This is a genomic window from Mesorhizobium sp. ES1-4 (assembly GCF_020164745.1).
Lineage (GTDB): Bacteria > Pseudomonadota > Alphaproteobacteria > Rhizobiales > Rhizobiaceae > Mesorhizobium.
In genome coordinates this window covers 243,949-266,830 of the sequence record NZ_JAIUGV010000004.1, presented here as the reverse complement: position 1 = coordinate 266,830, position 22,882 = coordinate 243,949, and the positions used below count along the sequence as shown (strand labels likewise).

Below are 22,882 nucleotides of genomic sequence, written 5' to 3'. Positions count from 1 at the left end.
GGCACGGATTCGCGTATCCGGAAGGGACGGAATTGGGCGGAGCCGGATTAGAATTGGGATGCCAACGATGAGGAAATACCTCTTTTCAGCAGGGTTCGCGCTGCTTGTGGCGGCGACATCCGTGTCGATGACCGTTATGACGCCGCCGGCTTTCGCCAGCGAGATCAAATACGTCGTCAACGACATAGCAATCACCAGTGGCGATATCGCCCATCGCGCCGCCTTCCTGAAGCTGCAGCGCAAGAAGGGCGACGCTGCCCAGGAAATGATCGACCAGACGCTGCGCGTCGCCGAGGCCAGACGGCTTGGCATCCGTATCAGCGATGCCCAGGTCGAGGCCGCCTACCAGCGCTTTGCCACCAACAACAAGATGCAGCTCGGCCAGCTCGACGGCGTCATGGAAAAGTCGGGTGTCGGCAAGGATCATTTCAAGGAGTTCATCCGCGCCCAGATGGCATGGAACCAGGCCCTGAGCGCGCGTTACCGTTCCGGCGAAGGTGGCAGCGTGACCGAGCAGGACGCGGTGCGGCGCATGCTCGACAAGGGCGGAGCCAAGCCGAGCGCCATGGAATACATGCTGCAGCAGGTCATCTTCGTCGTGCCGCCAGCCGAACGCAGCGCGACGCTGGCCAAACGCAAGCGCGAGGCCGACGCCATGCGTGCCCGCTTCAACGGCTGCAACACGACGCGCGAATTCGCCAAGGGCCTGATCGACGTCACCGTTCGCGATCTCGGCCGGGTTCTGGCGCCGCAGTTGCCGCCGGACTGGGCCGAGCAGATCAAGGCGACCAAGGTCGGTGGCGCCACCGTCACGCGCGAGACCGATCGCGGCGTCGAATTCATCGGCATCTGCTCGTCGCGCGAAGTGTCCGACGACAAGACGGCCCAGATGGTGTTCCAGAGCGAAGGCTCCAACGACAAGGCCGCCGACGATCTCAGCAAGAAATATGTCGAAGAGCTGAAGGCGAAAGCCCGCATCGTCAAGCGCTGACGTGAGCAGCGCGATGACTGCGCTGGCTTTGAGCGTCGGCGATCCGTCCGGTATCGGCCCTGAAATCGCCATCGCCGCCTTCCTCGCGCGGGCCGCTGTCGGCTTGCCGCCCTTCTACCTGCTGGGCGACCCGGCGGTGGTCGCCGCGCGCGCGCGCCACCTTGGCGTTTCGCTGCCTGTCCAGGAAGTGACGCCGGTGCAGGCCATCGAGGTCTTTGGCCGCGCCTTGCCGATCGTCCCCCTGGCGGCGCGCTTCATCGACAGCCCCGGTCGGCCCGACCCGGCCAATGCAGCCGGCACCATCGAAGCGATCGACCGCGCGGTCGAGGCCTGCATTGCCGGTGAGGCCGCTGCCGTGGTGACCTGCCCGATTGCCAAGAAGCCGCTTTATGACGCCGGCTTCCGTTTTCCCGGCCACACCGAATATCTGGCGCATCTTGCGGCTCGTCACAGTGGCGTCGAAGCGATGCCGGTGATGATGCTGGCAGGCCCGGACCTGCGCACGGTTCCCGTCACCATCCACATCGCTCTGGCCGAGGTGCCGAAGGCCCTGAGCACCGAATTGATCGTCGCGACCGCGCGCATCACCGCAGCCGACCTCGCCAGCCGCTTCGGCATCGCCAGGCCGCGGCTCGCCGTTGCCGGCCTCAATCCGCATGCCGGCGAAGGCGGCTCCATGGGCCTGGAAGACGAGCATGTCGTGCGCCCGGCGGTTGACATCCTGCGCGCTGAAGGCATCGATGCTTTCGGGCCACTGCCCGCCGACACGCTGTTCCATGCCCGGGCGCGTGCAAGTTACGACGTTGCGGTTTGCATGTACCACGACCAGGCATTGATCCCGGCCAAGGCGCTGGCCTTCGACGAGGCGGTGAACGTCACGCTGGGCCTACCCTTCATCCGCACCTCGCCCGACCACGGCACCGCCTTCGACATCGCCGGCAAGGGCGTTGCGCGACCGGACAGCCTGATCGCGGCGCTGAAGCTTGCCAGAAGACTGGCTGACATCGACGCAAGGGCCGTCACCGTATGAGCATGAGCATCGATGGGCTGCCGCCGCTGCGCGACGTCATCGAGCGCCATGGGCTGCAGGCAAAAAAGGCGCTTGGCCAGAACTTCCTGCTCGATCTCAATTTGACCGGCAAGATCGCACGCAGTGCCGGCGACCTGACAAATGCCACGGTGATCGAGGTCGGGCCTGGGCCCGGAGGTCTGACAAGGGCGCTGCTCTCCAACGGCGCCCGGCGGGTCGTCGCCATCGAGCGCGACGAACGCTGTCTGGCAGCGCTTGCGGAAGTCTCCGCCCATTACCCGGGTCGGTTGGAGGTGATTTCGGGCGACGCGTTGAAGACCGACTTCGCCGCCCTCGCCTCGGAAGCTGCCGCCGATGTTGTAGGGCAGGTTGGCCACGGTCCAGTCCGGATCGTGGCCAACCTGCCCTACAACGTCGGCACGGAACTGCTGGTCCGATGGCTGACGGTCGCGGACTGGCCTCCTTTCTACGCCTCGATGACGCTGATGTTCCAGCGTGAGGTCGCCCAGCGCATCGTCGCGGCCCCCGACAGCGATGCCTATGGCAGGCTGGGTGTGCTCGCCGGCTGGCGCACGCAGGCCAGGATGGCCTTCGACGTCCCGCCCCAGGCCTTCACGCCACCGCCCAAGGTCACCTCTTCGGTGGTGCACCTGGAACCGCGCACGACACCCTTGCCGGCCGATGTGAAGAAACTCGGCCGCGTCACGGAAGCCGCCTTCGGCCAACGCCGGAAGATGCTTCGGCAAAGTGTGAAAAGCCTCGGCGGCGAGGCCCTGCTCGAACGCGCGGGTATCGATCCTACCCGGCGAGCGGAAACTCTGAGCGTGGAGGAATTTGTCCGGCTGACGAACGCGGTGTGAGCGCCGGCAAGCCTGGAATTGCCGCGATCAAGACATAGATGGTCCGGCGAACATGCCGGAGAACCAGAATGCCTGCCTATATCATTTCCGATGTCACGATCCGTGACGAAGCGGCTTTCCAGACATACCGCTCGCGTGCCGCAGCCTCTGTCGCACAGTATGGCGGGCGTTATCTGGTGAGCGGCGGCGAGGTGGATGCGCTGGAAGGCGAGTGGCATCCTGGGCCGCTGATCGTCGTCGAATTTCCTGACATCGAGCAAGCGCGGCGCTGGATGTGCGCGACGCCGCGCTCAGTCGACATCTGATCCTGGTGGATGGCATGGCGCCTGACCAGCGTTAGACTGTCTTCTCGTCCAGTAATCCCGACACGAAATCGAAGAGACCGGGCCGGCGGTCGCGCCGCAGCCGCTCGGCCACGACGATGCCGCGCACTTCGGCGAAGGCACGGTCGAGATCGTCATTGACGATGACGAAGTCATATTCCTTCCAGTGCTCGATCTCGTTGCGGGCGTTCTTCAGCCGCGTCTCGATCACCGCTTCCTGGTCCTCGGCGCGGCGCTTCAAACGCGCCTTCAATTCCTTCATCGAGGGAGGCAGGATGAAGATCGAGACGATGTCGGCGCGCATCTTCTCCTTGAGCTGCTGAGCACCCTGCCAATCGATGTCGAACAGCATGTCGCGCCCCTGCGCCAACGCCAGTTCGGCCGGCTCGCGCGGTGTCGCGTAGCAGTTGCCGTGCACTTCCGCCCATTCGAGCAGCGCGTCCGAGTCGCGCAGCCGCTCGAATTCACGCATCGTGCGGAAGTGGTAGTGAACGCCCTCGATTTCCGAGCCGCGGCGTGGCCTCGTGGTGACCGAGACCGAAAGTTCGAGGCCGGCATCGCTCTCCAGAAGGTTGCGCGCGATCGTCGACTTGCCGGCACCCGATGGTGACGACAGCACGAGCATCAATCCCCGGCGGCGGATACGGGATCCCAAATCTCTGGGCACCATAGGTTCCTTGGCAACCATCGGCTACTCCAGATTCTGGACCTGTTCACGAAACTGGTCGACAACGGCCTTCAGTTCCAGCCCGATCGCTGTGACCGCCGCGGCATTCGACTTGGAACACAGCGTATTTGATTCGCGGTTAAATTCCTGTGCCAGAAAATCGAGCTTGCGGCCGACGGCGCCGCCGCTCTCGAGCAAGGCCCGGCCAGACGCGACATGCGTTTTCAGCCGGTCGATCTCTTCGCGAATGTCGGCCTTGGTGGCAAGGAAAGCCGCCTCCATGTGCAGACGGTTTGCATCCAGGTTGGCGGATGCCTCCATCAGCAGCCTGACCTGCTCGGCGATGCGTTCGCGGATCACCGCCGTATCGCGTGACGGATCCGCTTCCGCGCGCAGGGTCAGTACCTCGATGGTGTCGATATGGCCGGACAAAAGCAGGGCCAGCGCACTGCCTTCACCTTGCCGGGCCTGTTCCAGGCCCTTCAGCGCCACATCGAGTGCGGCCATGATGGCGACGTCGAGCGCGGCCCGCGCCTCTTCGGTTTCGATGGCTTCGGGAACGTCGAGCACACCACGCAGCGACAGCAACCCGTCAGCCGTCGCGGGAGCAACTCCGAACTGCTCCTGCAGCCGCTTGGCCAAGCCGGCGAGATCTTTCAGAAACGCCTCGTTGACGACAGGTTGCGCCTGCGCGCCGGCGGCGCGGCCGATGGTCAGCGCCGCCTGAAAATTGCCGCGCGCGAAACGCTTCTGCAGCGTTTGCCTGACCACAGGCTCCAGCCGCTCGAATCCCTGAGGCAGCCGCAGCCGCACCTCGACGCTCTTGCCGTTGACGGATTTGACTTCCCAGGCAATCGAGGTGCCGTCATGCTCGGCGACGGCGCGCGCAAAACCGGTCATGCTCTGCAAATTCATGTCGCCTGCACATCCCTGGCGCCTCAACCCGAAACCGGTTTTCCGGAGGGGCAGATGCAGCTTAAAATCACCACGCCGCGAATGCGCCGAACCCGGACGCTTGGCGTTCTTTCAAATGTCAGGCCGCGCCCTTCCAGGCAACGCCTTTCTTCGCCTTACTGGGCTTCACCTTACTGGGCTTCACCTTACTGGGCCGCGCCCGCATCACCGCCGGCATCGCCATTGTCGCCGCCGGTGCCACCGCTGTTATCAGCAGGCTTGTCGGTATTGCCGCCGGCACCGGCGGCAGCGGCGGCCTTGGCTGCTTCATCGGCCTGCTTCTTCTGCAGCGTACGATAGCGGGCGACGTTTTCATTGTGCTCGTTCAGGGTCGAGGCAAAGACGTGACCGCCGGTGCCGTCGGCGACGAAATAGAGATCGTCGGTCTTCGACGGATTGGCCACCGCCTCGAGCGCCGCGCGGCCCGGATTGGCAATAGGCGTCGGCGGCAAGCCGCTGATCACATAGGTGTTGTAAGGCGTCTGCTTCTGGATGTCGGACTGGTAGATCGGGCGGTCCGCCGGCTTGCCCTTGCCGCCAAACAGACCATAGATGATGGTCGGATCGGACTGCAGGCGCATGCCCTTGGCCAGCCGGTTCAGGAAGACAGCAGCCACCCGGGAGCGTTCGTCGCCCTTGCCGGTTTCCTTCTCGACGATCGAGGCCAGGGTGACAAAGTCCTCGACGTTGGCCAGGGGCAGATCCGGCGCGCGCCGCTGCCACACCTCATCCACCAGTTTCTTCTGATCGGCGAGCAGCTTGTCGACCATCTGCTGGCGTGTCGCACCACGCGTGAAGCGCAGCGTGTCGGTGGCAAGACTGCCTTCGGGCGGCGCCTTCGCCGGCATGTCGCCGCTCAGGGTGGGTTCGTCGGCGATCCGCTGCAAGGCCTGCTCGACCGTCAGCCCTTCCGGAATGGTCAGCGAGTACATCACCGACTTGCCGCTCTTCAGGAGTTCCATGATGTCGCGCATGGATGCCTTGGGCTTGATCTCGTATTCGCCGGCCTTGAGCGCGGAATCGTTGCCGAAGGCACGCACGCCGAGGCGGAATACGCGGGCGTCGCTGATCAGTCCGCGGCGCTCAAGCTGGTCGGCGATGTCCTGGACGCCAGTGTTGGGCTTGACGAGGAAGGTGTCGCCATTGGCGGAAGGGCCGGGTTCGGTAAACTCCTGCTTGCCGAAATAAAGGGCCACGCCCGCCGCCAGAACCACCAGTATCACCGAGGAGATGACGAAGTTCATGAACACGACGATCTGGCTGCGCGAAGCGCGCGACCGTTTCGGCGGCGGCGTTCCGGCCTCCGGCCGCAGTGCCTCGCTGGCTGTCTTCGGCACGATCGGCCCGGCATTCGCCGGCCTTTGCCCGAATTCTCCATTGCCCGCCGGATTTGTGTTCATTTCGCCCTGCCGTTCGATCTCTCAACGAATCCCCTACGGCAGAGTAGGAGCGAATATGGCAAAATTGACGACACGCCAAAGCACCGCCCGGCAGCTCGGTCAGCCATTATAACGCTGGAAGACGAGCGAAGCGTTGGTGCCGCCGAAGCCGAAAGAATTGGACAGGGCCACGTCGATCTGACGGGAGCGTGGCTTGTTCGGCACCAGGTCGATCGCGGTTTCGCGCTCGGGATTGTCGAGATTGATGGTCGCCGGCGCGACATTGTCGCGGATGGCGAGGATCGAAAAGATCGCTTCGGCCGCACCGGCCGCTCCCAGCAAATGGCCGATCGACGACTTGGTCGACGACATCGAAATCTTGGACGCCGCATTGCCGACCAGCCGCTCGACAGCGCCGAGTTCGATCGTGTCGGCCATGGTCGAGGTGCCGTGCGCATTGATGTAGTCGACATCGGCCGGCGTGAGCTTTGCCCGGTTCAAGGCTGCCGTCATGCAACGGAAGGCCCCATCGCCGTCTTCGGCCGGTGCGGTGATGTGATAGGCATCGCCGGTCAGACCGTAGCCGGTCACTTCGGCATAAATCTTGGCGCCGCGCGCCTTGGCGTGTTCGAGTTCCTCCAGCACCACGACACCGGCGCCCTCGCCCATGACGAAGCCATCGCGGTCGCGGTCGTAGGGCCGCGAGGCGGTTTGCGGGGTGTCGTTGCGTTCGGTCGAGAGTGCCCGGCAGGCGGCGAAGCCGGCAAGCGACAACCGGGTCACAGGCGATTCGGCGCCGCCGGCCAGCATGACGTCGGCATCGCCGAAGATAATCAGCCGGGCGGCGTCGCCAATGGCGTGCGCGCCAGTCGAGCACGCGGTGACCACAGCGTGGTTGGGGCCTTTCAATCCGTGTCGAATCGAAACCTGGCCCGACACGAGATTGATGATGTTTCCTGGAATGAAGAACGGGCTGATGCGGCGCGGGCCGCGTTCCTTGAGGATGATCGCGTTTTCGGCGATGCCTTCTAGACCGCCGATGCCGGAGCCGATCAGCACACCGGTCGCGCAACGCTCCTCTTCGGTCGAAGGCCGCCAGCCGGAATCCTTCAACGCTTCATCGGCGGCCGCGATCCCATACAGGATGAAGTCGCCGATCTTGCGAAGTTCCTTCGGCTCAAGAATGGCCTCGGGATTGAGCGTGCCGTTGGAGCCGTCGCCACGTGGAATGACGTGGGCGATCTTGCAGGCAAGATCGTCCACCTCGAACTCGGTGACGCGCTTGGCGGCGCTGCGGCCGGTCAGCAGTTCCTTCCAGCCATGCTCGAAGCCCATGCCGAACGGCGAAACCAGGCCAAGGCCCGTGACGACGACACGCCTCATCGCAGGTCCTCCCCGGTGATGACTGCGAAAAGCGTCAGGCCGAAGCCTTGTCGATGTACTTCACCGCATCGCCCACCGTCAGGATGGTCTCGGCCGCGTCGTCGGGGATCTCGACGCCGAATTCTTCTTCGAACGCCATGACGAGTTCAACCGTGTCGAGGCTGTCGGCGCCCAGATCATCGATGAAGCTCGCCTGCTCCGTCACTTTGTCGGCATCGACGCCAAGGTGCTCGATGACGATCTTCTTGACGCGCTCTGCGGTGTCACTCATTTGGGCATCCTCGTCTTTTGTTTGTCTGTCTTCGTTAGCGGGCGGAATGCCGCTAATCAAGCTGAAAGATGGTCCTGCCGGAAACGCAACGGCCACGAACCGGTTTTTGCCCGAACCGCCGGGTTGCGGGCCGCATTACACGAAAAATAGCCGAGGTCCAAGCCGAAATGGCGGGTTTTCACAGCGCGGCGGTGTTGCTGCCGGACCCGCTCAGATCATCGCCATTCCGCCGTTCACGTGAATGGTCTGCCCGGTGACATAGGCGGCCTCGTTCGAAGCCAGATAAGCAACGGCGGACGCCACTTCGGCACTGGTGCCCATGCGTTTCGTGGGGATCGCCGCCATGATCGCCTCTTTCTGCTTGTCGTTGAGCTTGTCGGTCATCGCCGATTCGATGAAGCCCGGAGCGACGCAGTTGACGGTGATGTTGCGGGTGGCGATCTCCTGCGCCAGCGATTTGGACAAGCCGATCATACCGGCCTTGGAGGCGCAGTAGTTCGCCTGGCCGGGATTGCCGGTCACGCCGACCACCGAAGTGATGTTGATGATGCGGCCATGACGGCGGCGCATCATCGGGTGGGTCAATTCACGGGTCAGTCGAAAAACAGCGGTGAGATTGACCTCCAGCACCGTGTCCCAGTCGGCGTCCGACATGCGCACGAACAGGCCGTCCTTGGTGATGCCGGCATTGTTGACCAGGATGTCAACGCCTTCGAGATCGGCCTCAGCCTTCTGGCCGAGAGCCTTGACCTCGTCGCGGTTCGACAGGTTGGCAGGAAACAGCTTGACGCGGTCGCCCAGTTCGGAGGCCAGCGTCTCCAGTTTCTGGACGCGCGTGCCGTGCAGGCCGACGATCGCCCCCTGCGCATGCAGCACCCTGGCGATCGCCTCGCCGATGCCCCCCGATGCGCCGGTGACAAGCGCCTTGCGGCCAGTCAATTCGAACATTTTCGTCTCCAGGTTGAGAAGAAGGCACCCCGTATAGGGATGGCGTCAAACGGCGTTTTACGCAAGCGCCGCCAATGCCGCCTCGACCTCGGCCGCCGACCCTACCGAGGCCGTGGCGATGTCGCGGTCGATGCGGCGGGCCAGTCCCGAAAGCACCTTGCCGGCGCCGATCTCGTAGAGCGTAGTGATGCCGTTGGCGCCGAACCACTCCACCGTTTCGCGCCAGCGCACGCGACCGGTCACCTGCTCGACAAGGCGCCGGGCGATCTCATCGGGATCGGTCGACGGCTGCACCGATACGTTGGACACGACGGGAACGACTGGTGCGGTCTTGGCAACACCGGCAAGCGCCTCGCGCATGACATTGGCGGCCGGCGCCATCAGCGCCGAATGGAACGGCGCCGACACCTGCAGCATCAGCGCGCGCTTGGCGCCCTTTTCGGTGCACAGTTTCGCCGCCAGCTCAACCGCGGCCCTTGCACCCGATATGACGAGTTGGCCGCCGCCATTGTCGTTGGCGACCTGGCAAATCGAGCCCTTCGCGGCCTCGGCACAGGCAGCTTCGACATCAGCCTGTTCCAACCCGATGATCGCCGCCATGGCGCCCTCGCCTGCCGGCACGGCCGCCTGCATGGCGTTGCCGCGAATGCGCAACAGGCGGGCGGCGTCGGCAATAGAAACGAAGCCGGCGGCGGCGAGTGCCGAATATTCGCCCAGCGAATGGCCGGCGACATAGGCGACCTTGTCCTTCAGCGAGAAACCGCGCGCTTCAAGCGCCCTGATCGCCGCCAGCGACACCGCCATAAGGGCCGGCTGCGCGTTGGCCGTCAGCGTCAAGGTCGCTTCCGGACCTTCCCAGATCAGCTTCGACAGGTTTTCGCCGAGCGCGTCATCGACTTCCTGGAACACCCTGCGCGCCTCGGGAAAGGCATCGGCGAGATCCTGGCCCATGCCGACAGCCTGGCTTCCTTGTCCTGGAAAGGTGAATGCGACGGCCATGCGAGGGCTCCCCGGACTAGTTATGTTTGCCTGATACCACGAATTTTCCCTGCCTGTGACGCAAGGCAGGCCGCCAAGTCAAGCCACTTCAGCCCATGCCGAAGGCCGTATCCCCGCGCGAGCGCCTGTTCCGAAAGGGCTTTTTGGCGATCACACCTGATGAAAACCGCTCACGAATCGTTTGCTGGCTCTTCTTATTTCCGCTGCAGGCGCTAGCTTTTCGTGACATTTATATGACAATCGGATGACGTGGGTTGTCTTTGAGTGGAAAGTTAAGTGGCAAAGAATTTGAAACGTGCCGGCAACGCCGCGCCGCAGTTCCTGGAAGACGATCCGTCCACCGGCTACCTGCCGGGCCGGAGATGGCCGGTCGTGCGCTACGGGCTGGTCAGTCTGGCGATCTCGGCTATCCTGGTGTTCGCCATCGAACTGATCGTGCGTGGTGATGTCCCCGGCACCGTTTCCTTCTTCCTGCAGCCGCTCAAGCCCGGCTGGACCACCATCGTCGTATTCGCGCTGGTCCTGATCGGCCTGGATGCCGTGCTCGGCCGCAGTCATCAAAGCCTGATGATCGTCGCGCCGCTGACCCTGTCGCTGGCCTTTGTCGGCCACCAGAAGTCGCATTATCTGGGCGATCCGCTTTATCCGACGGACTTCCTGTACGCCCGCCAGATTTTCGCCCTGCTGCCGCTCCTAGTGCGCGATCGGCCGATGACTGCGCTCGCCATGGTCGTGGGCATCGTGGCCGGCCTTTCCCTGCTCGTCTACGGCTGGCATTTATGGCGCCGCAAGGTTCCAGCCCTCAGCCACAAGGGCCGCCTTGCCCGGCTGACGCTGGCGGTGCCGTTGCTCGCCTTTTTCGTCTCGATCATGGACTACGCTACCTTCTCTTGGACGAGGGACCGGCTGCAGATCATCCCCATCATGTGGGACCAGAAGGAAAACTACGCCTCCAACGGCTTTGCGCTCGCCTTCGCACTCAACGTGCCGATGGCACATGTCTCGGCCCCGCCCGGCTATTCCGAAAAGGCGATCGCGGCAATCGAAAGGCCCCACGTGACCGCCTCGGCGCCGGCTCAGAAGCCAGACATCATCGTCGTCATGAGCGAATCCTTCTGGGATCCGACCAAGCTGCCCGGCGTCTCCATCACCCCGGATCCGATCCCCAATGTGCGGGCGCTCCGGTCGGGCTCGATGTTCTCACCCGAATTCGGCGGCATGACCGCCAATATCGAGTTCGAGGCGCTGACCGGCTTTTCCAATGCTTTCCTGCCGGCCGGCAGCATCCCCTACCAGCAATATGTGCGCACCCCGACACCGTCGATGGCGACCTTCCTGAAGAGCGAAGGCTATAAGGCACGCGCCATCCACCCAGGCACCAACTGGTTCTGGAATCGCGGCGCGGTCTATGCCGATTTCGGTTTCAACGACTTCAAATCGGAAGAAACGCTGCCGCCCATGGAAAAACGCGGACCGCTGGCATCCGACGCCGCGATGACGGACGAGATCATCCGGGAAGCCGATGCCAGCGACGACCCCGTGTTTTTCTTCGCGGTCAGCCTGCAGAACCACGGCCCCTATGAACCGAAACGTTATTCCAACCCGACCCACTCGGTGCAAGCCCCGATCAGCCCGTGGGCGCGTGAGTCGCTGCTCTCCTATGCCGAGGGTTCAGCCGACGCGGACCGCGGCCTCGAACGGCTGGTCGAATGGGCCAAGACGCGCGAGCGGCAAACGATTGTCGTCTTTTTCGGTGACCATCTGCCGCCACTTGGACCGGTCTATGTCGAGACCGGCTTCATGAAGGACAACGTCGCTCCACGCAAGGAAGCGACGCCGGAGGCCGCTCTCGAACATCACGCGACACCACTGATCATCTGGTCGAATCGCTCAGGCCCGGTCGAGAACCTGGGGGCGGTGAGCCCTGCTTTCCTGCCCTATCATATCCTCACCGCGGCGGGCATCACCCACCCTTACTACACTGGCTTCCTAGGCGAGATGCGGGAGCGCTATCGCGTTGTCGACCGCAATCTGCTGCTTACTCCGGCCGGCGCGGCCACGCCCGACTGGTCGCGTCAGGAGGAGATCGACCCGGCGATCCAGGATTTCCGGCTGATCCAGTACGACATGATGTTCGGCAAGCGCCATGCCGCGCCCGACTTCTTCCCCGAGACGGTCAACAAGGTCGTCGCCCATACGACGAGTTGAAGGTCTCGATCCGCTCGGATGAGGTAATGCGGGCGCCCTCGATATCGGGCGCTCAATTCGTCAGTTGCAACTTCGAGAACTTGTTGGCGATCTGCAGGAAAATGTTCGGCAGCTTGGCCGGATCGTTGACCGCATAATAGTCGCTCGGGTCGGTGGCGCATGCGCTGTAAAGCGTGCGGTTGGCCGCCGTGTTGGACTGCAGCACCATCGTGTAGATCTGCACGCCCTAGCTCTTCAACTGCGTGCACACGCTCTTGGTCCAGCATCGACATTGCGGGCCGCGGTCGTCTGGTTGTCGGACCCGAAACGGCCGCCAGCCAGATAGCCATAGGACGTGTAGTCGGATTTCGTGGGCTGCTGGCTGGCGCCGTAGACGACGTTCTCACCATCGGTGAGCAAGAGCACGATCTTGCTCACGCCGGGCGTCTTCCATGGCGCCCATCGGTGTAGGGCGGCGCGGGTGACAGGACCCGCAGGGCTTGTGCGCCTTCCATGATGAATCGGTCGTTGACGGTGCAGGACAACCCTGTACAACCTGACATAGTGGTTAAGGGTAGGTTGCCGGGAAATCGTCTGGCCTTGCCGGCGCGGCGGCGTGATTTTCCGGTGGCTGCGACATCGAAGACGCTGCTTGCCCTTGCCTTATCAGTGGATTGCTGTATAGACGCCGCCAATCTGCCGGTCCCAGCTGGGGGCTGAACGGAGGGCCGGAGGTTTTTTCGATAACCTTCGTGTGAAGCCAGAAGCGCTTCCGCCTCCCGTGTCTCCGCTCTCGACCGTCTCGTCATGCTCCTTTCTTCCCCGCGCCTTTCGAGGCACACGCGGGTCAGAGAAGTTGCAGAGGCTTTTGCCGCCGGGAACCGGGAGAGAAACGAAGAAAGGCACCAAGACATAATGGCTCTTTACGAACATGTGTTTCTTGCCCGGCAGGACCTCTCGCAGCAGCAGGTCGATGCGCTTGTCGAACAGTACAAGGGCGTCATCGCGGCGAATGGCGGATCCGTCGGCCGGGTCGAGAACTGGGGACTGAAGTCCCTCACCTACCGGGTCAACAAGAACCGGAAGGCATACTACACGCTGATGGACCTCAACTGCCCGCCGGCAGCGCTCAACGAGATGGAGCGCCAGATGGGCCTGTCCGAGGACGTGCTGCGTTTCCTGACCATCAAGGTCGAGGCGCACGAGGAAGGCCCTTCGGCCATGATGCAGAAGCGCGAAGAGCGCTCCGAGCGCGGTGGCTTCGGCGATCGCGACCGTGGCGATCGTCCGGCGCGCAGCTTCGGCGACCGCGGCGATCGTGGCCCGCGTTCGTTCGGCGATCGCGAAGGCGGCGACCGTGGTCCGCGCCGTCCGCGCGAAGGTTTTGAAGGGGGTGCAGAATAATGGTCGACATCAACCAGATCCCGACCCGGCGCCCTTTCCATCGCCGCCGCAAGACCTGCCCGTTCTCCGGCGCCAACGCACCGAAGATCGACTACAAGGACGTGCGTCTGCTGCAGCGCTACATTTCCGAGCGCGGCAAGATCGTGCCGTCGCGCATCACCGCCGTCAGCCAGAAGAAGCAGCGCGAACTCGCCAAGGCGATCAAGCGCGCCCGTTTCCTCGGCTTGCTGCCCTACGTGGTTCGCTAATTCTTTCGAACGGGCGGTTCGCCGCCCGTTCCTCTCGCCGGCCAAGACGGGCATGACCGGTTAGGCATCAAATCCCGAGTTGAGGTTAAAAACCTCTAACTGCCGCGACAGGCAGGACAGCGACACCGGCGGCAACGCCCCTTGCTTCCTGACCTGTTCCAGAGAATTCGGCGTCGGCCTTGTGACGGACGCCCAACCGAAAGGAACATTACCATGGAAGTCATTCTTCTCGAACGCGTCTCCCGCCTCGGCCAGATGGGCGATACCGTCAAGGTCAAGGACGGTTTTGCCCGCAACTTCCTGCTGCCGCAGGGCAAGGCACTGCGCGCCAACGAAGCCAACAAGAAGAAGTTCGAAGGCCAGCGGGCCCAGCTCGAGGCCCGCAACCTCGAGCGCAAGTCGGAAGCGGCCCAGGTCGCGGAAAAGCTCGACGGCAACAGCTTCATCGCGGTGCGTTCGGCCGGCGAGACCGGTCAGCTCTACGGTTCGGTGTCGACGCGCGACATCGCCGACCTGCTGATCGCCGAAGGCTTCACGGTCAACCGCAATCAGATTCAGCTCAACCAGCCGATCAAGACCATCGGCCTCACCAATGTGGCGATCGCGCTGCACCCGGAAGTCGAGGTCACCATCACGCTCAACATCGCCCGCACGGCCGAAGAAGCCGAGCGCCAGGCCAAGGGCGAGACGCTGACCACCGCCGAGGCCATTTACGGCGACGACATCAACGACAATGCGCGGCCGGAAAACTTCTTCGATCCGAATGCCGAATTCGAAGGCGGCGAAGAAAACGCCTGACCGCGTGCGTTCCGGGCGCCGAACCGGCGCTCCGATCGTCCTGCCGATTTCCAGTCATTCTGGACCAATGCCCGGGCCTCTCGCCCGGGCTTTTTTGTGCCAAAAGGAACTTTTCGAAACCCTACATATTGATGCAGAGTAGGACAGCCTGTCTGACCGTGAGGGGACATAGGACCATGAATATTCTGTTGAAGCGCGTTCTCGACCGCCTTGTGCGCACGGGCAGTCTCAAGGTGACCGGGCCGAAGGGGTCGACATTCATCTTCGGCGACGGCATCGGCGAGCTCGTGCACATGCACATCAAGACCCGGCATGCCGAGCGCGCCATCACCTTCGATCCGATGCTGGCGGTGCCTGAAGCCTACATGGACGGCGAACTGGACATTCTGGAAGGCGGCGTGCTCGGACTGATGCGCATTGCCTTCCAGAACATGGGCAGCGGCGGCATCGACGCGACATGGTCGAAAGCCATCGAGGGCCTGCGCCACGCCTTCCGCCGGCTGCAGCAGATCAACACCACCTCGCGCTCACGCCGCAACGTGCAACGCCACTACGATCTGTCGGGCGAGCTCTACCGGCTCTTCCTCGATGAGGACATGCAATATTCCTGCGCCTATTTCGAGCAACCGGACATGACGCTGGACGAGGCGCAGGCCGCCAAGAAGCGCCACATCGCCGCCAAGCTCAGGCTGAAGGCAGGCCAGACGGTGCTCGACATCGGCTCCGGCTGGGGCGGGCTCGGCCTCTACCTCGCCAAAGCCTTCGACGTCGACGTGCAGGGCGTGACGCTGTCGACCGAGCAGCATGGCGTCGCCACCGACCGGGCGCATGCGCAAGGGCTGGAAAACCACGTCCATTTCGAACTGAAGGATTATCGCGAGCTCAACGAACGCTTCGACCGCATCGTCTCGGTCGGCATGTTCGAGCATGTCGGCGTCAACCATTACCGCACCTTCTTCGACAAGGCGGCAACCTTGCTCAAGCCCGATGGTGTCATGCTCCTGCACACGATCGGCCGCTCCGGCGTGCCGTGGGCAACCAGCGCCTTCATCCGCAAGTACATTTTCCCGGGCGGCTACATCCCGGCGATGTCCGAGGTGCTGCCGGCGATCGAAAAGTCTGGTCTGGTGGTAACGGATGTCGAGATCCTGCGGCTCCACTATGCCGACACGCTGAAGCACTGGGGTCAGCGATTCGCCGCCAACCGCGACAAGGCCAAGGCGATTTATGACGAACGCTTCTGCCGTATGTGGGAGTTCTATCTGGCCGCCTCGGAGGCTGCCTTCCGTTGGCAGGACCTGGTGATTTTCCAGTTCCAGATCGCCAAGAAGAACGACACGCTGCCGATGACGCGCGACTATATGGCCAAATGCGAAAAGGCGCTGGAAATGCGCGACATGGGGCATCGTGAAGACATGGGGCACCGTGAAGACATGGGGCACCGTGAAGATATGGAGCACCGTGAAGATATGGGCCGTCGCGAGGCGGCTCCGGTCGAGAAGCGGCCCAAGCCCGCCCGCCGACGCAAGGTGGCGGAATAGGAACGGCGCCCGCCAGGATGCATTATTGGCGCTTGCCATTGTAGGCTCCTGCCCCGAAAAAGGCCTCGTGATCGTCGCGAGGCCTTTTTCATGACCTATCTCCTCTACACAGCCGCGGCGCTGGCCGAGATCGCGGGCTGCTTTTCGGTGTGGGCATGGTGGCGGCTGGAGAAGTCGCCGCTCTGGCTGGTGCCGGGCTTTGCCTCGCTGCTTGTGTTCGCCTGGCTTCTGGCATTGGTCGACGCCAGTGCGGCCGGCCGAGCCTACGCCGCTTACGGCGGCATCTACACCGCTGCCTCGCTCGCCTGGCTGTGGCTGGTCGAGGGTGTGCGGCCCGATCGCTGGGACCTTGCCGGTGCGGCGCTCTGCATGGCCGGCGCCTCGATCATCCTGCTTGCACCGCGAGGGGCATAGGCCGTGGAGCTGCCGGCCGCTCTTCGACAGGCTGTCGATCGCATTTTGGAGAAGGTGCCGCTGCCGGACCTGAAGCAGGCAGCGAAAACCCTGTCCGACCGCTACCGCGCCGAACTGCGCGACGGCCGCCTGCACATGGCGCAGGACATGGCGGTCAAGGCCTATCTGACGACGCGGATGCCGGCCACCTACGCGGCTGTCCGCGCCAGCCTCGATGCGCTCGCCGAAGCGCGGCCGGATTTCGCGCCCGCGACCTTGCTCGACGTTGGCGCCGGCCCTGGTACGGTACTTTGGGCCACCAGCGACCTCTGGCCTGAACTTGAACTGGCCACGTTGTTGGAGGCGAGTGCCGCGGTGCGCAAGATCGGCGAGACGCTTGCCGCCGATGCAATCGCGACCCGGACCATCTGGCAGGCCGGCGATGCCACGACGGACCTTGGCGACCTGCAACCGGCGGACCTCGTCACATGCGCCTATGTGCTGGACGAGATCGTGCCGGCATCCCTTCCCAAAATGGTCGACCGTCTATGGCGGCTCACGACCGACACGTTGCTTATCGTCGAGCCGGGCACGCCGGCGGGATGGCTGCGAATTCTGGCGGTGCGCCAGCAGTTGATCGGCGCCGGCGCGCATGTGCTGGCGCCCTGTCCGCACGAAGCGCCATGCCCGCTCAACCCTCCCGACTGGTGCCATTTTTCCCGCCGCGTCGCCCGCTCGCGGCTGCACCGGCTGGCCAAGGAGGCGGAGGTGCCGTGGGAAGACGAGAAATTCATCTATGTCGCCGCCTCGCGCCAGCCGGCTGCCTCCCACGCCGCGCGGGTCATCGCACCGCCGAAATCCGGCTCCGGCAAGGTTGCGCTCAAGCTCTGCGAGGCAGACGGCAGTGTCGAGGAAAAACTCTTCACCAAACGCGACGGCGACGCGTTCAAGGTGGCGCGGCGTGCGGATTGGGGCGATATGTTGGCACAAGGATGAAAGGACGCGACGGCTCCGCAATCCGATGTCAACCCGGCTTCCGTTTTCCTGTTTTGTTCTTCTTCGAGAAGGGCTAAACCCGCAACTCTCGATTCGAGTCAATTGTGATTCTTTCCACGGAAAAATTTTGGCTGTGAATCGCGAGCGTCAAGGCGGCTTGAGCCGTCACTGTTGCAGATAAGTCAGCACTGACTTGTCCAGTTCTGATATCGAAGGGCGGGCTCTAAATCGGGGACATCATGGCAGAGGCAGCGCGAAAATTCGGCGTGGCGGAGCAACCGCTCTATCGCGAATCGCCAAACAACATCGAGGCCGAGCAGGCTCTGCTTGGCGCCATCCTCGTCAACAACGATGCCTTCTACCGAGTGTCCGACTTCCTGAAGTCCGGCCATTTCTACGAACCCCTGCACCGCAAGATCTTCGATGTCGCGGCCGAGTTGATCCGCATGGGCAAGGCGGCGACGCCGATCACGCTGAAGACCTTCCTGCCGGCCGACGAAAAGGTCGGCGACATGACGGTGGCGCAATATGTCGTGCGGCTGGCGGTGGAAGCCGTCACCGTCGTCAACGCCACCGATTACGGCCGTGCCATCTATGACCTGGCGACGCGCCGAGCGTTGATCACCGTCGGCGAAGACATGGTCAACATCGCCTATGACGCGCCCGTCGACATGTCGCCTTCCGAGCAGATCGAGGACGCCGAGCGCCGCCTGTTCGAGCTGGCCGAGACCGGCCGCTATGACGGCGGCTTCGAAAGCTTCACGGACGCGGTCAAGACCGCGGTCGACATGGCCAACGCCGCCTACATGCGCGACGGCGGCCTGTCGGGCCTCGCCACCGGCATGCGCGATCTCGACCGCCGCATGGGCGGCCTGCAGCCCTCCGACCTGATCGTCCTTGCCGGCCGCCCGGGCATGGGCAAGACGTCGCTCGCCACCAACATCGCCTTCAACGTGGCGGAAGCCTATGTGCCGGCGCAACAGGCCGACGGCTCGTTCAAAGCGGCCAATGGCGGCGTCGTCGGGTTCTTCTCTCTCGAAATGTCGTCCGAACAGCTCGCAACCCGTATCATTTCCGAACAGACGGAAATCTCCTCCTCGAAGATCCGCCGCGGCGAAATCAGCGAAATGGACTTTGAAAAGCTGGTCGCCTGTTCGCAGACCATGCAGAAGATCCCGCTGTTCATCGACCAGACTGGCGGCATTTCCATCGCTCAGTTGTCCGCCCGCGCGCGTCGCCTGAAGCGCCAGCGTGGCCTCGACCTGATCGTCATCGACTACATACAGCTGATGCAGGGTTCTTCCGCCAAGTCATCGCAGAACCGCGTGCAGGAAATCACCGAGATCACGACGGGGCTGAAAGCGCTGGCCAAGGAACTGACCGTGCCGATCATCGCGCTGTCGCAGCTGTCGCGTCAGGTCGAAAGCCGCGACGACAAGCGCCCGCAGCTCTCCGACCTGCGCGAATCGGGTTCGATCGAGCAGGACGCCGACGTCGTCATCTTCGTCTACCGCGAGGAGTACTACCTCAAGAACCGCGAGCCGAAGCTCGGCACCGACGAATACGTCAAGTGGGAAAACGAGATGAACGAAATGCGCGGCAAGGCCGAGGTGATCGTGGCCAAGCAGCGCCACGGGCCGACGGGCACGGTCACGCTCGCCTTCCACGGCGAATTCACCCGCTTCTCCGATCTCGCCGAAGAGCACCATATCGCGGAGAGGTTTGAGTGATCTCTTGAGAAAAGCCTCATTCCGCAACGCTGTACCGCTGACCTTGGGACCGCTTTCATTGGCCGAATGCGCGGGCCGCGCCTGATGGCCAAATCCCGCGTCCAGTTCATCTGCCAGAATTGCGGTTCGGTGCATCAGCGCTGGGCCGGCAAATGCGATGCCTGCGGCGAGTGGAACACGCTAGTCGAGGAAGGCACGTCAGGCGGCATCGGCTCGGGGCCTGCCAACACGCGCAATGCCCGCAAGGGCCGGGCCGTGGTGCTGACCACGCTTTCGGGCGACATCGAGGACGCGCCGCGCATCGTCTCGGGCATAGGCGAACTCGACCGCGCCACCGGCGGCGGCTTCGTCCGGGGCTCGGCGCTGCTGGTCGGCGGCGATCCCGGCATCGGCAAGTCGACGCTGCTCACGCAAGCGGCGGCCGCCCTCGCCTCGCGCGGTCACCGCATCGTCTATGTCTCGGGCGAGGAAGCCGTCGCGCAGATCAGGCTGCGCGCGCAACGTCTCGGCGTCGCGTCGACGCCGGTCGAACTCGCGGCCGAAACCAATGTCGAGGATATTCTGGCCACGATCGCCGACGGCAAGCGGCCGGATCTGGTCATTCTCGATTCGATCCAGACGCTGTGGACAGACCTTGCCGATTCGGCGCCCGGCACGGTTACCCAGGTGCGCGCCGCCGCCCAGGCGATGATCCGCTACGCGAAATCCACGGGTGCCGCGATCGTGCTGGTCGGCCATGTCACCAAGGAAGGCCAGATAGCGGGTCCGCGCGTGGTCGAGCACATGGTCGACGGCGTGCTTTATTTCGAGGGCGAAGGCGGCCACCATTACCGCATCCTGCGCACGGTGAAGAATCGCTTCGGACCGACCGATGAGATCGGCGTCTTCGAAATGTCGGACAAGGGTCTGCGCGAAGTCTCGAACCCGTCCGAACTTTTCCTTGGCGAACGGCACGCGAAATCGCCGGGAGCGGCGGTTTTCGCCGGCATGGAAGGCTCCAGACCTGTTCTGGTCGAGATCCAGGCGCTGGTCGCGCCCTCCTCGCTCGGCACGCCACGGCGGGCTGTGGTCGGCTGGGACGGCGCGCGATTGTCGATGGTGCTGGCGGTGCTGGAAGCCCATTGCGGTGTCCGCTTCGGTCAGCATGACGTCTATCTCAATGTAGCCGGCGGCTATCGCATCAGCGAGCCGGCGGCCGATCTGGCGGTCGCCGCCGCGTTGGTTTCCTCGCTCACCGGTCTTGCCCTTCCCGCCGATTGCGTCTATTTCGGCGAAATCAGCCTTTCGGGCGCGGTGAGGCCGGTTGCGCATGCGCAGCAGCGCCTCAAGGAAGCCGAAAAGCTGGGTTTTGGTAGCGCGGTTCTGCCCTTGGGCAGCGAGGAACTTGCTGGAGGGATCGGGGCCGGCGCTTTCCAGCCCACCGTGCTTGCCGACCTCGTGGCGCGCATAGCCGGCTCACGGCGCAGCCGTGCCGACGACGAAGAGTAACGCGGCTCGCCGGGCCGTGAAGAAAAGATCGGAGCGGGGCCAAAGACATGCCGATTACGCTGCTTGACGGAATTCTCGTCGGCTTCACCCTGGTCTCGGCGATGCTCGCCATGGTTCGCGGGTTTTCGCGCGAGGTGCTGTCAGTTGTTTCGTGGGCGGCAGCGGCGGCGGCGGCCTTCTTCTTCTACAAACCGGTCCTCCCCTACCTGAAGCCCTATATCGACAATGAGAAGATCGCGATGGCGGCAGCCGCCGGCGTCGTCTTCATCATCGCGCTGATCGTGGTCTCGGTCATCACCATGAAACTCGCCGACTGGATCATCGATTCGCGCATCGGCGCGCTCGACCGCACGCTCGGTTTTCTCTACGGCGCGGCGCGCGGAATCCTGGTCGTCGCGGTGGCGCTGCTGTTCTTCAACTGGTTGGCCGGCGCCAAGGCCCCGGCTTGGGTCACGGATGCCAAGTCGCGGCCCTTGCTGGAGCAGATAGGCGCCAAGATCGAGAACCTGCTGCCCGCCGACACGGAAAACGCAATCCTCAAGAAGCTCAGCCCGAAAGCAGGCGCCGAGACCCCGGCTGCGCCCGATGCACCGGCGGCGGATGCACCGGCAACCGGTGACGATGCCAACGCGCCGGCTCCTGACGACAATGACACCGGCCCCGCCGACAACACGGCCAAGCCGGCGCCAGCGCCGGCGAACTGACGCGCCAACCGGGCGTCAGACGAACGATCAATGTGAACGACCGCACGCGGTGCGTTGCTTTCGACGCGCGACCGCCTTATATGGCGATTTTAGCGGAGCTTAAGATGGCAGACGCAGACAACGTGCTTTCCGCCGAGGCCAACGACCACTTCCATGACGAATGCGGTGTGTTCGGCATCTTCGGCCGGCAGGACGCGGCGGCCATCGTCACACTGGGCCTGCATGCGCTGCAGCATCGCGGCCAGGAAGCGGCCGGCATCGTTTCCTATGACGGCACTCAGTTCCATGTCGAACGCCATGTCGGCCTGATCGGCGATACTTTCACCAAGCAACGCGTCATCGACAGCCTGCAGGGTAATCGCGCCATCGGTCACACGCGATACGCCACGACCGGCGGCGCGGGGATGCGCAACATCCAGCCCTTCTTCGCCGAATTGGCCGACGGCGGCTTCGCCGTTGCGCACAACGGCAATTTGACCAATGCCATGACGGTGCAGCGGGCCTTGCAGAAGCAGGGCGCGATCTTCTCCTCCACCTCCGACACCGAAACGCTTTTGCACCTGGTTGCGACCAGCAAGGAGCGCGACCTCAACTCGCGCTTCATCGACGCGGTGCGCCAGGTCGAGGGCGCCTTCTCGCTGGTGGCGATGACAGCCAAGAAGATGATCGGCTGCCGCGACCCGCTCGGCATCCGCCCGCTGGTGTTGGGCGATCTCGACGGCGCCTGGATCCTCGCCTCCGAGACATGCGCGCTCGACATCATCGGCGCCCGCTTCGTGCGCGACCTGAAGCCCGGCGAGATGGTCGTCGTCACCTCCAAGGGCATCGAGAGCCTGTTCCCGTTCGAACCTCAGAAGACCCGCTTCTGCATCTTCGAATATGTCTACTTCGCCCGGCCCGACTCCTCGGTCGAGGGCCGCAACGTCTATGAAGTGCGCAAGCGCATTGGCGCCGAACTGGCGCAGGAAGATCCGGTCGATGCCGACATCGTCGTGCCGGTGCCGGATTCCGGCACGCCGGCGGCCATCGGCTTCAGCCAGGCTGCGGGCATTCCCTTCGAACTCGGCATCATCCGCAATCACTATGTCGGCCGCACCTTCATCCAGCCCGGCGACTCCATCCGCCACATGGGCGTCAAGCTGAAGCACAACGCCAACCGCCGCATGATCGAAGGCAAGCGCGTGGTGCTGGTCGACGATTCCATCGTGCGCGGCACCACCAGCCAGAAGATCGTGCAGATGGTGCGCGACGCCGGCGCCAGGGAAGTGCACATGCGCATTGCCTCGCCGCCCACCAGCGCCTCGTGCTTCTACGGCGTCGACACGCCGGAGAAGTCGAAGCTGCTGGCGTCGCGCATGTCGGTGGAAGAAATGGCCGAGTTCATCCGCGTCGATTCGCTGGGCTTCCTCTCCATCAACGGGCTCTATCGTGCCGTCGGCGAAGCCAGCCGCAACGACGAACAGCCGCAGTTCTGCGATGCATGCTTTACCGGCCAGTACCCGACCCGCCTGCTCGACTTCGAAGGCCACGACAATGTGCGCACGCTGTCGCTGCTGGCGACAAGCGGGGCGTAGATTGCCGGAGCGTC

24 protein-coding genes are annotated in these 22,882 nt (G+C 63.7%); 15 read left to right on the top strand and 9 right to left on the bottom strand.

Annotated features, from left to right (window positions below):
- The first annotated feature begins 58 nt into the window (after nucleotides 1–58).
- The 4 genes from LB556_RS09530 (at nucleotide 59) to LB556_RS09515 (ending at nucleotide 3,186) form a co-directional block, all read left to right on the top strand.
- Nucleotides 59–991, top strand: coding sequence for a peptidylprolyl isomerase (locus tag LB556_RS09530; protein WP_224566404.1), 933 nt, complete (start codon nucleotides 59–61; stop codon nucleotides 989–991).
- Between the two features lie 13 nt (nucleotides 992–1,004).
- Nucleotides 1,005–2,021, top strand: coding sequence for a 4-hydroxythreonine-4-phosphate dehydrogenase PdxA (gene pdxA, locus LB556_RS09525; RefSeq protein WP_224566403.1), 1,017 nt, complete (start codon nucleotides 1,005–1,007; stop codon nucleotides 2,019–2,021).
- Between the two features lie 2 nt (nucleotides 2,022–2,023).
- Nucleotides 2,024–2,881: a 16S rRNA (adenine(1518)-N(6)/adenine(1519)-N(6))-dimethyltransferase RsmA gene (gene rsmA / locus LB556_RS09520; protein WP_224566737.1), complete on the top strand. Its 858-nt coding sequence runs from the start codon at nucleotides 2,024–2,026 to the stop codon at nucleotides 2,879–2,881.
- 68 nt (nucleotides 2,882–2,949) lie between these two features.
- The gene (locus LB556_RS09515; protein WP_411908575.1) at nucleotides 2,950–3,186 is read left to right on the top strand and encodes a DUF1330 domain-containing protein; all 237 of its coding nucleotides are present in this window, start codon (nucleotides 2,950–2,952) and stop codon (nucleotides 3,184–3,186) included.
- A 31-nt stretch (nucleotides 3,187–3,217) separates the two neighbouring features.
- Here the strand turns inward: LB556_RS09515 and gmk are convergent, their stop codons facing one another.
- The 7 genes from gmk to fabD form a co-directional block, all read right to left on the bottom strand.
- Nucleotides 3,218–3,874 carry a guanylate kinase gene (gene gmk / locus LB556_RS09510; protein WP_224566735.1) on the bottom strand — a complete coding sequence of 219 codons (657 nt, stop codon included), beginning with the start codon at nucleotides 3,872–3,874 and terminating at the stop codon, nucleotides 3,218–3,220.
- A gap of 21 nt (nucleotides 3,875–3,895) precedes the next feature.
- Complete coding sequence (locus tag LB556_RS09505) at nucleotides 3,896–4,786, bottom strand: YicC/YloC family endoribonuclease (RefSeq protein WP_224566402.1); 891 nt, start codon at nucleotides 4,784–4,786, stop codon at nucleotides 3,896–3,898.
- A 185-nt stretch (nucleotides 4,787–4,971) separates the two neighbouring features.
- The gene (mltG, locus tag LB556_RS09500; RefSeq protein ID WP_224566401.1) at nucleotides 4,972–6,225 is read right to left on the bottom strand and encodes an endolytic transglycosylase MltG; all 1,254 of its coding nucleotides are present in this window, start codon (nucleotides 6,223–6,225) and stop codon (nucleotides 4,972–4,974) included.
- A 99-nt stretch (nucleotides 6,226–6,324) separates the two neighbouring features.
- The gene (gene fabF, locus LB556_RS09495) at nucleotides 6,325–7,587 is read right to left on the bottom strand and encodes a beta-ketoacyl-ACP synthase II (protein WP_224566400.1); all 1,263 of its coding nucleotides are present in this window, start codon (nucleotides 7,585–7,587) and stop codon (nucleotides 6,325–6,327) included.
- 34 nt (nucleotides 7,588–7,621) lie between these two features.
- The gene (locus tag LB556_RS09490; protein ID WP_006203723.1) at nucleotides 7,622–7,858 is read right to left on the bottom strand and encodes an acyl carrier protein; all 237 of its coding nucleotides are present in this window, start codon (nucleotides 7,856–7,858) and stop codon (nucleotides 7,622–7,624) included.
- A 210-nt stretch (nucleotides 7,859–8,068) separates the two neighbouring features.
- The gene (gene fabG, locus LB556_RS09485) at nucleotides 8,069–8,806 is read right to left on the bottom strand and encodes a 3-oxoacyl-[acyl-carrier-protein] reductase (RefSeq protein WP_224566399.1); all 738 of its coding nucleotides are present in this window, start codon (nucleotides 8,804–8,806) and stop codon (nucleotides 8,069–8,071) included.
- Nucleotides 8,807–8,863: 57 nt separating this feature from the next.
- A complete protein-coding gene (gene fabD / locus LB556_RS09480; protein ID WP_224566398.1) occupies nucleotides 8,864–9,805 on the bottom strand; it encodes an ACP S-malonyltransferase in 942 nt (313 codons plus the stop codon).
- 276 nt (nucleotides 9,806–10,081) lie between these two features.
- Between fabD and LB556_RS09475 the strand changes: the two genes are divergently transcribed.
- Nucleotides 10,082–12,013, top strand: coding sequence for an LTA synthase family protein (locus LB556_RS09475; protein WP_224566397.1), 1,932 nt, complete (start codon nucleotides 10,082–10,084; stop codon nucleotides 12,011–12,013).
- Between the two features lie 52 nt (nucleotides 12,014–12,065).
- Here LB556_RS09475 and LB556_RS09470 read toward each other — a convergent pair whose 3' ends face one another.
- Together LB556_RS09470 and LB556_RS09465 are read right to left on the bottom strand one after the other, a co-directional pair.
- A complete protein-coding gene (locus tag LB556_RS09470) occupies nucleotides 12,066–12,236 on the bottom strand; it encodes a hypothetical protein (protein ID WP_224566396.1) in 171 nt (56 codons plus the stop codon).
- A gap of 11 nt (nucleotides 12,237–12,247) precedes the next feature.
- Nucleotides 12,248–12,430: a hypothetical protein gene (locus LB556_RS09465; RefSeq protein ID WP_224566395.1), complete on the bottom strand. Its 183-nt coding sequence runs from the start codon at nucleotides 12,428–12,430 to the stop codon at nucleotides 12,248–12,250.
- Between the two features lie 477 nt (nucleotides 12,431–12,907).
- On the opposite strand from LB556_RS09465, the gene rpsF reads away from it, so the two are divergent.
- From rpsF to purF, 10 genes are all read left to right on the top strand, one after another.
- Nucleotides 12,908–13,396 carry a 30S ribosomal protein S6 gene (gene rpsF / locus LB556_RS09460; protein WP_224566394.1) on the top strand — a complete coding sequence of 163 codons (489 nt, stop codon included), beginning with the start codon at nucleotides 12,908–12,910 and terminating at the stop codon, nucleotides 13,394–13,396.
- Nucleotides 13,396–13,644, top strand: a complete 249-nt coding sequence (gene rpsR / locus LB556_RS09455; RefSeq protein WP_006203718.1) for a 30S ribosomal protein S18 — start codon at nucleotides 13,396–13,398, stop codon at nucleotides 13,642–13,644. The genes rpsF and rpsR overlap by 1 nt, the downstream gene beginning before the upstream one ends.
- 213 nt (nucleotides 13,645–13,857) lie before the next feature.
- Complete coding sequence (gene rplI, locus LB556_RS09450) at nucleotides 13,858–14,442, top strand: 50S ribosomal protein L9 (protein WP_224566393.1); 585 nt, start codon at nucleotides 13,858–13,860, stop codon at nucleotides 14,440–14,442.
- 176 nt (nucleotides 14,443–14,618) lie between these two features.
- Nucleotides 14,619–15,983: an SAM-dependent methyltransferase gene (locus LB556_RS09445; RefSeq protein ID WP_224566392.1), complete on the top strand. Its 1,365-nt coding sequence runs from the start codon at nucleotides 14,619–14,621 to the stop codon at nucleotides 15,981–15,983.
- A gap of 90 nt (nucleotides 15,984–16,073) precedes the next feature.
- Entirely contained in the window at nucleotides 16,074–16,397 is a 324-nt protein-coding gene (locus tag LB556_RS09440; protein ID WP_224566391.1) for a YnfA family protein, read from the top strand.
- 3 nt (nucleotides 16,398–16,400) lie between these two features.
- Complete coding sequence (locus LB556_RS09435; protein WP_224566390.1) at nucleotides 16,401–17,372, top strand: small ribosomal subunit Rsm22 family protein; 972 nt, start codon at nucleotides 16,401–16,403, stop codon at nucleotides 17,370–17,372.
- A 239-nt stretch (nucleotides 17,373–17,611) separates the two neighbouring features.
- Nucleotides 17,612–19,102 carry a replicative DNA helicase gene (locus LB556_RS09430; protein ID WP_224566389.1) on the top strand — a complete coding sequence of 497 codons (1,491 nt, stop codon included), beginning with the start codon at nucleotides 17,612–17,614 and terminating at the stop codon, nucleotides 19,100–19,102.
- Nucleotides 19,103–19,186: 84 nt separating this feature from the next.
- The gene (gene radA, locus LB556_RS09425; protein ID WP_224566388.1) at nucleotides 19,187–20,590 is read left to right on the top strand and encodes a DNA repair protein RadA; all 1,404 of its coding nucleotides are present in this window, start codon (nucleotides 19,187–19,189) and stop codon (nucleotides 20,588–20,590) included.
- Nucleotides 20,591–20,637: 47 nt separating this feature from the next.
- Nucleotides 20,638–21,294 (top strand): CvpA family protein, encoded by a 657-nt coding sequence (locus tag LB556_RS09420; RefSeq protein WP_224566387.1) that lies wholly within the window; start codon nucleotides 20,638–20,640, stop codon nucleotides 21,292–21,294.
- 104 nt (nucleotides 21,295–21,398) lie between these two features.
- The gene (purF, locus tag LB556_RS09415) at nucleotides 21,399–22,868 is read left to right on the top strand and encodes an amidophosphoribosyltransferase (RefSeq protein WP_224566385.1); all 1,470 of its coding nucleotides are present in this window, start codon (nucleotides 21,399–21,401) and stop codon (nucleotides 22,866–22,868) included.
- The last annotated feature ends 14 nt before the right edge of the window (nucleotides 22,869–22,882 follow it).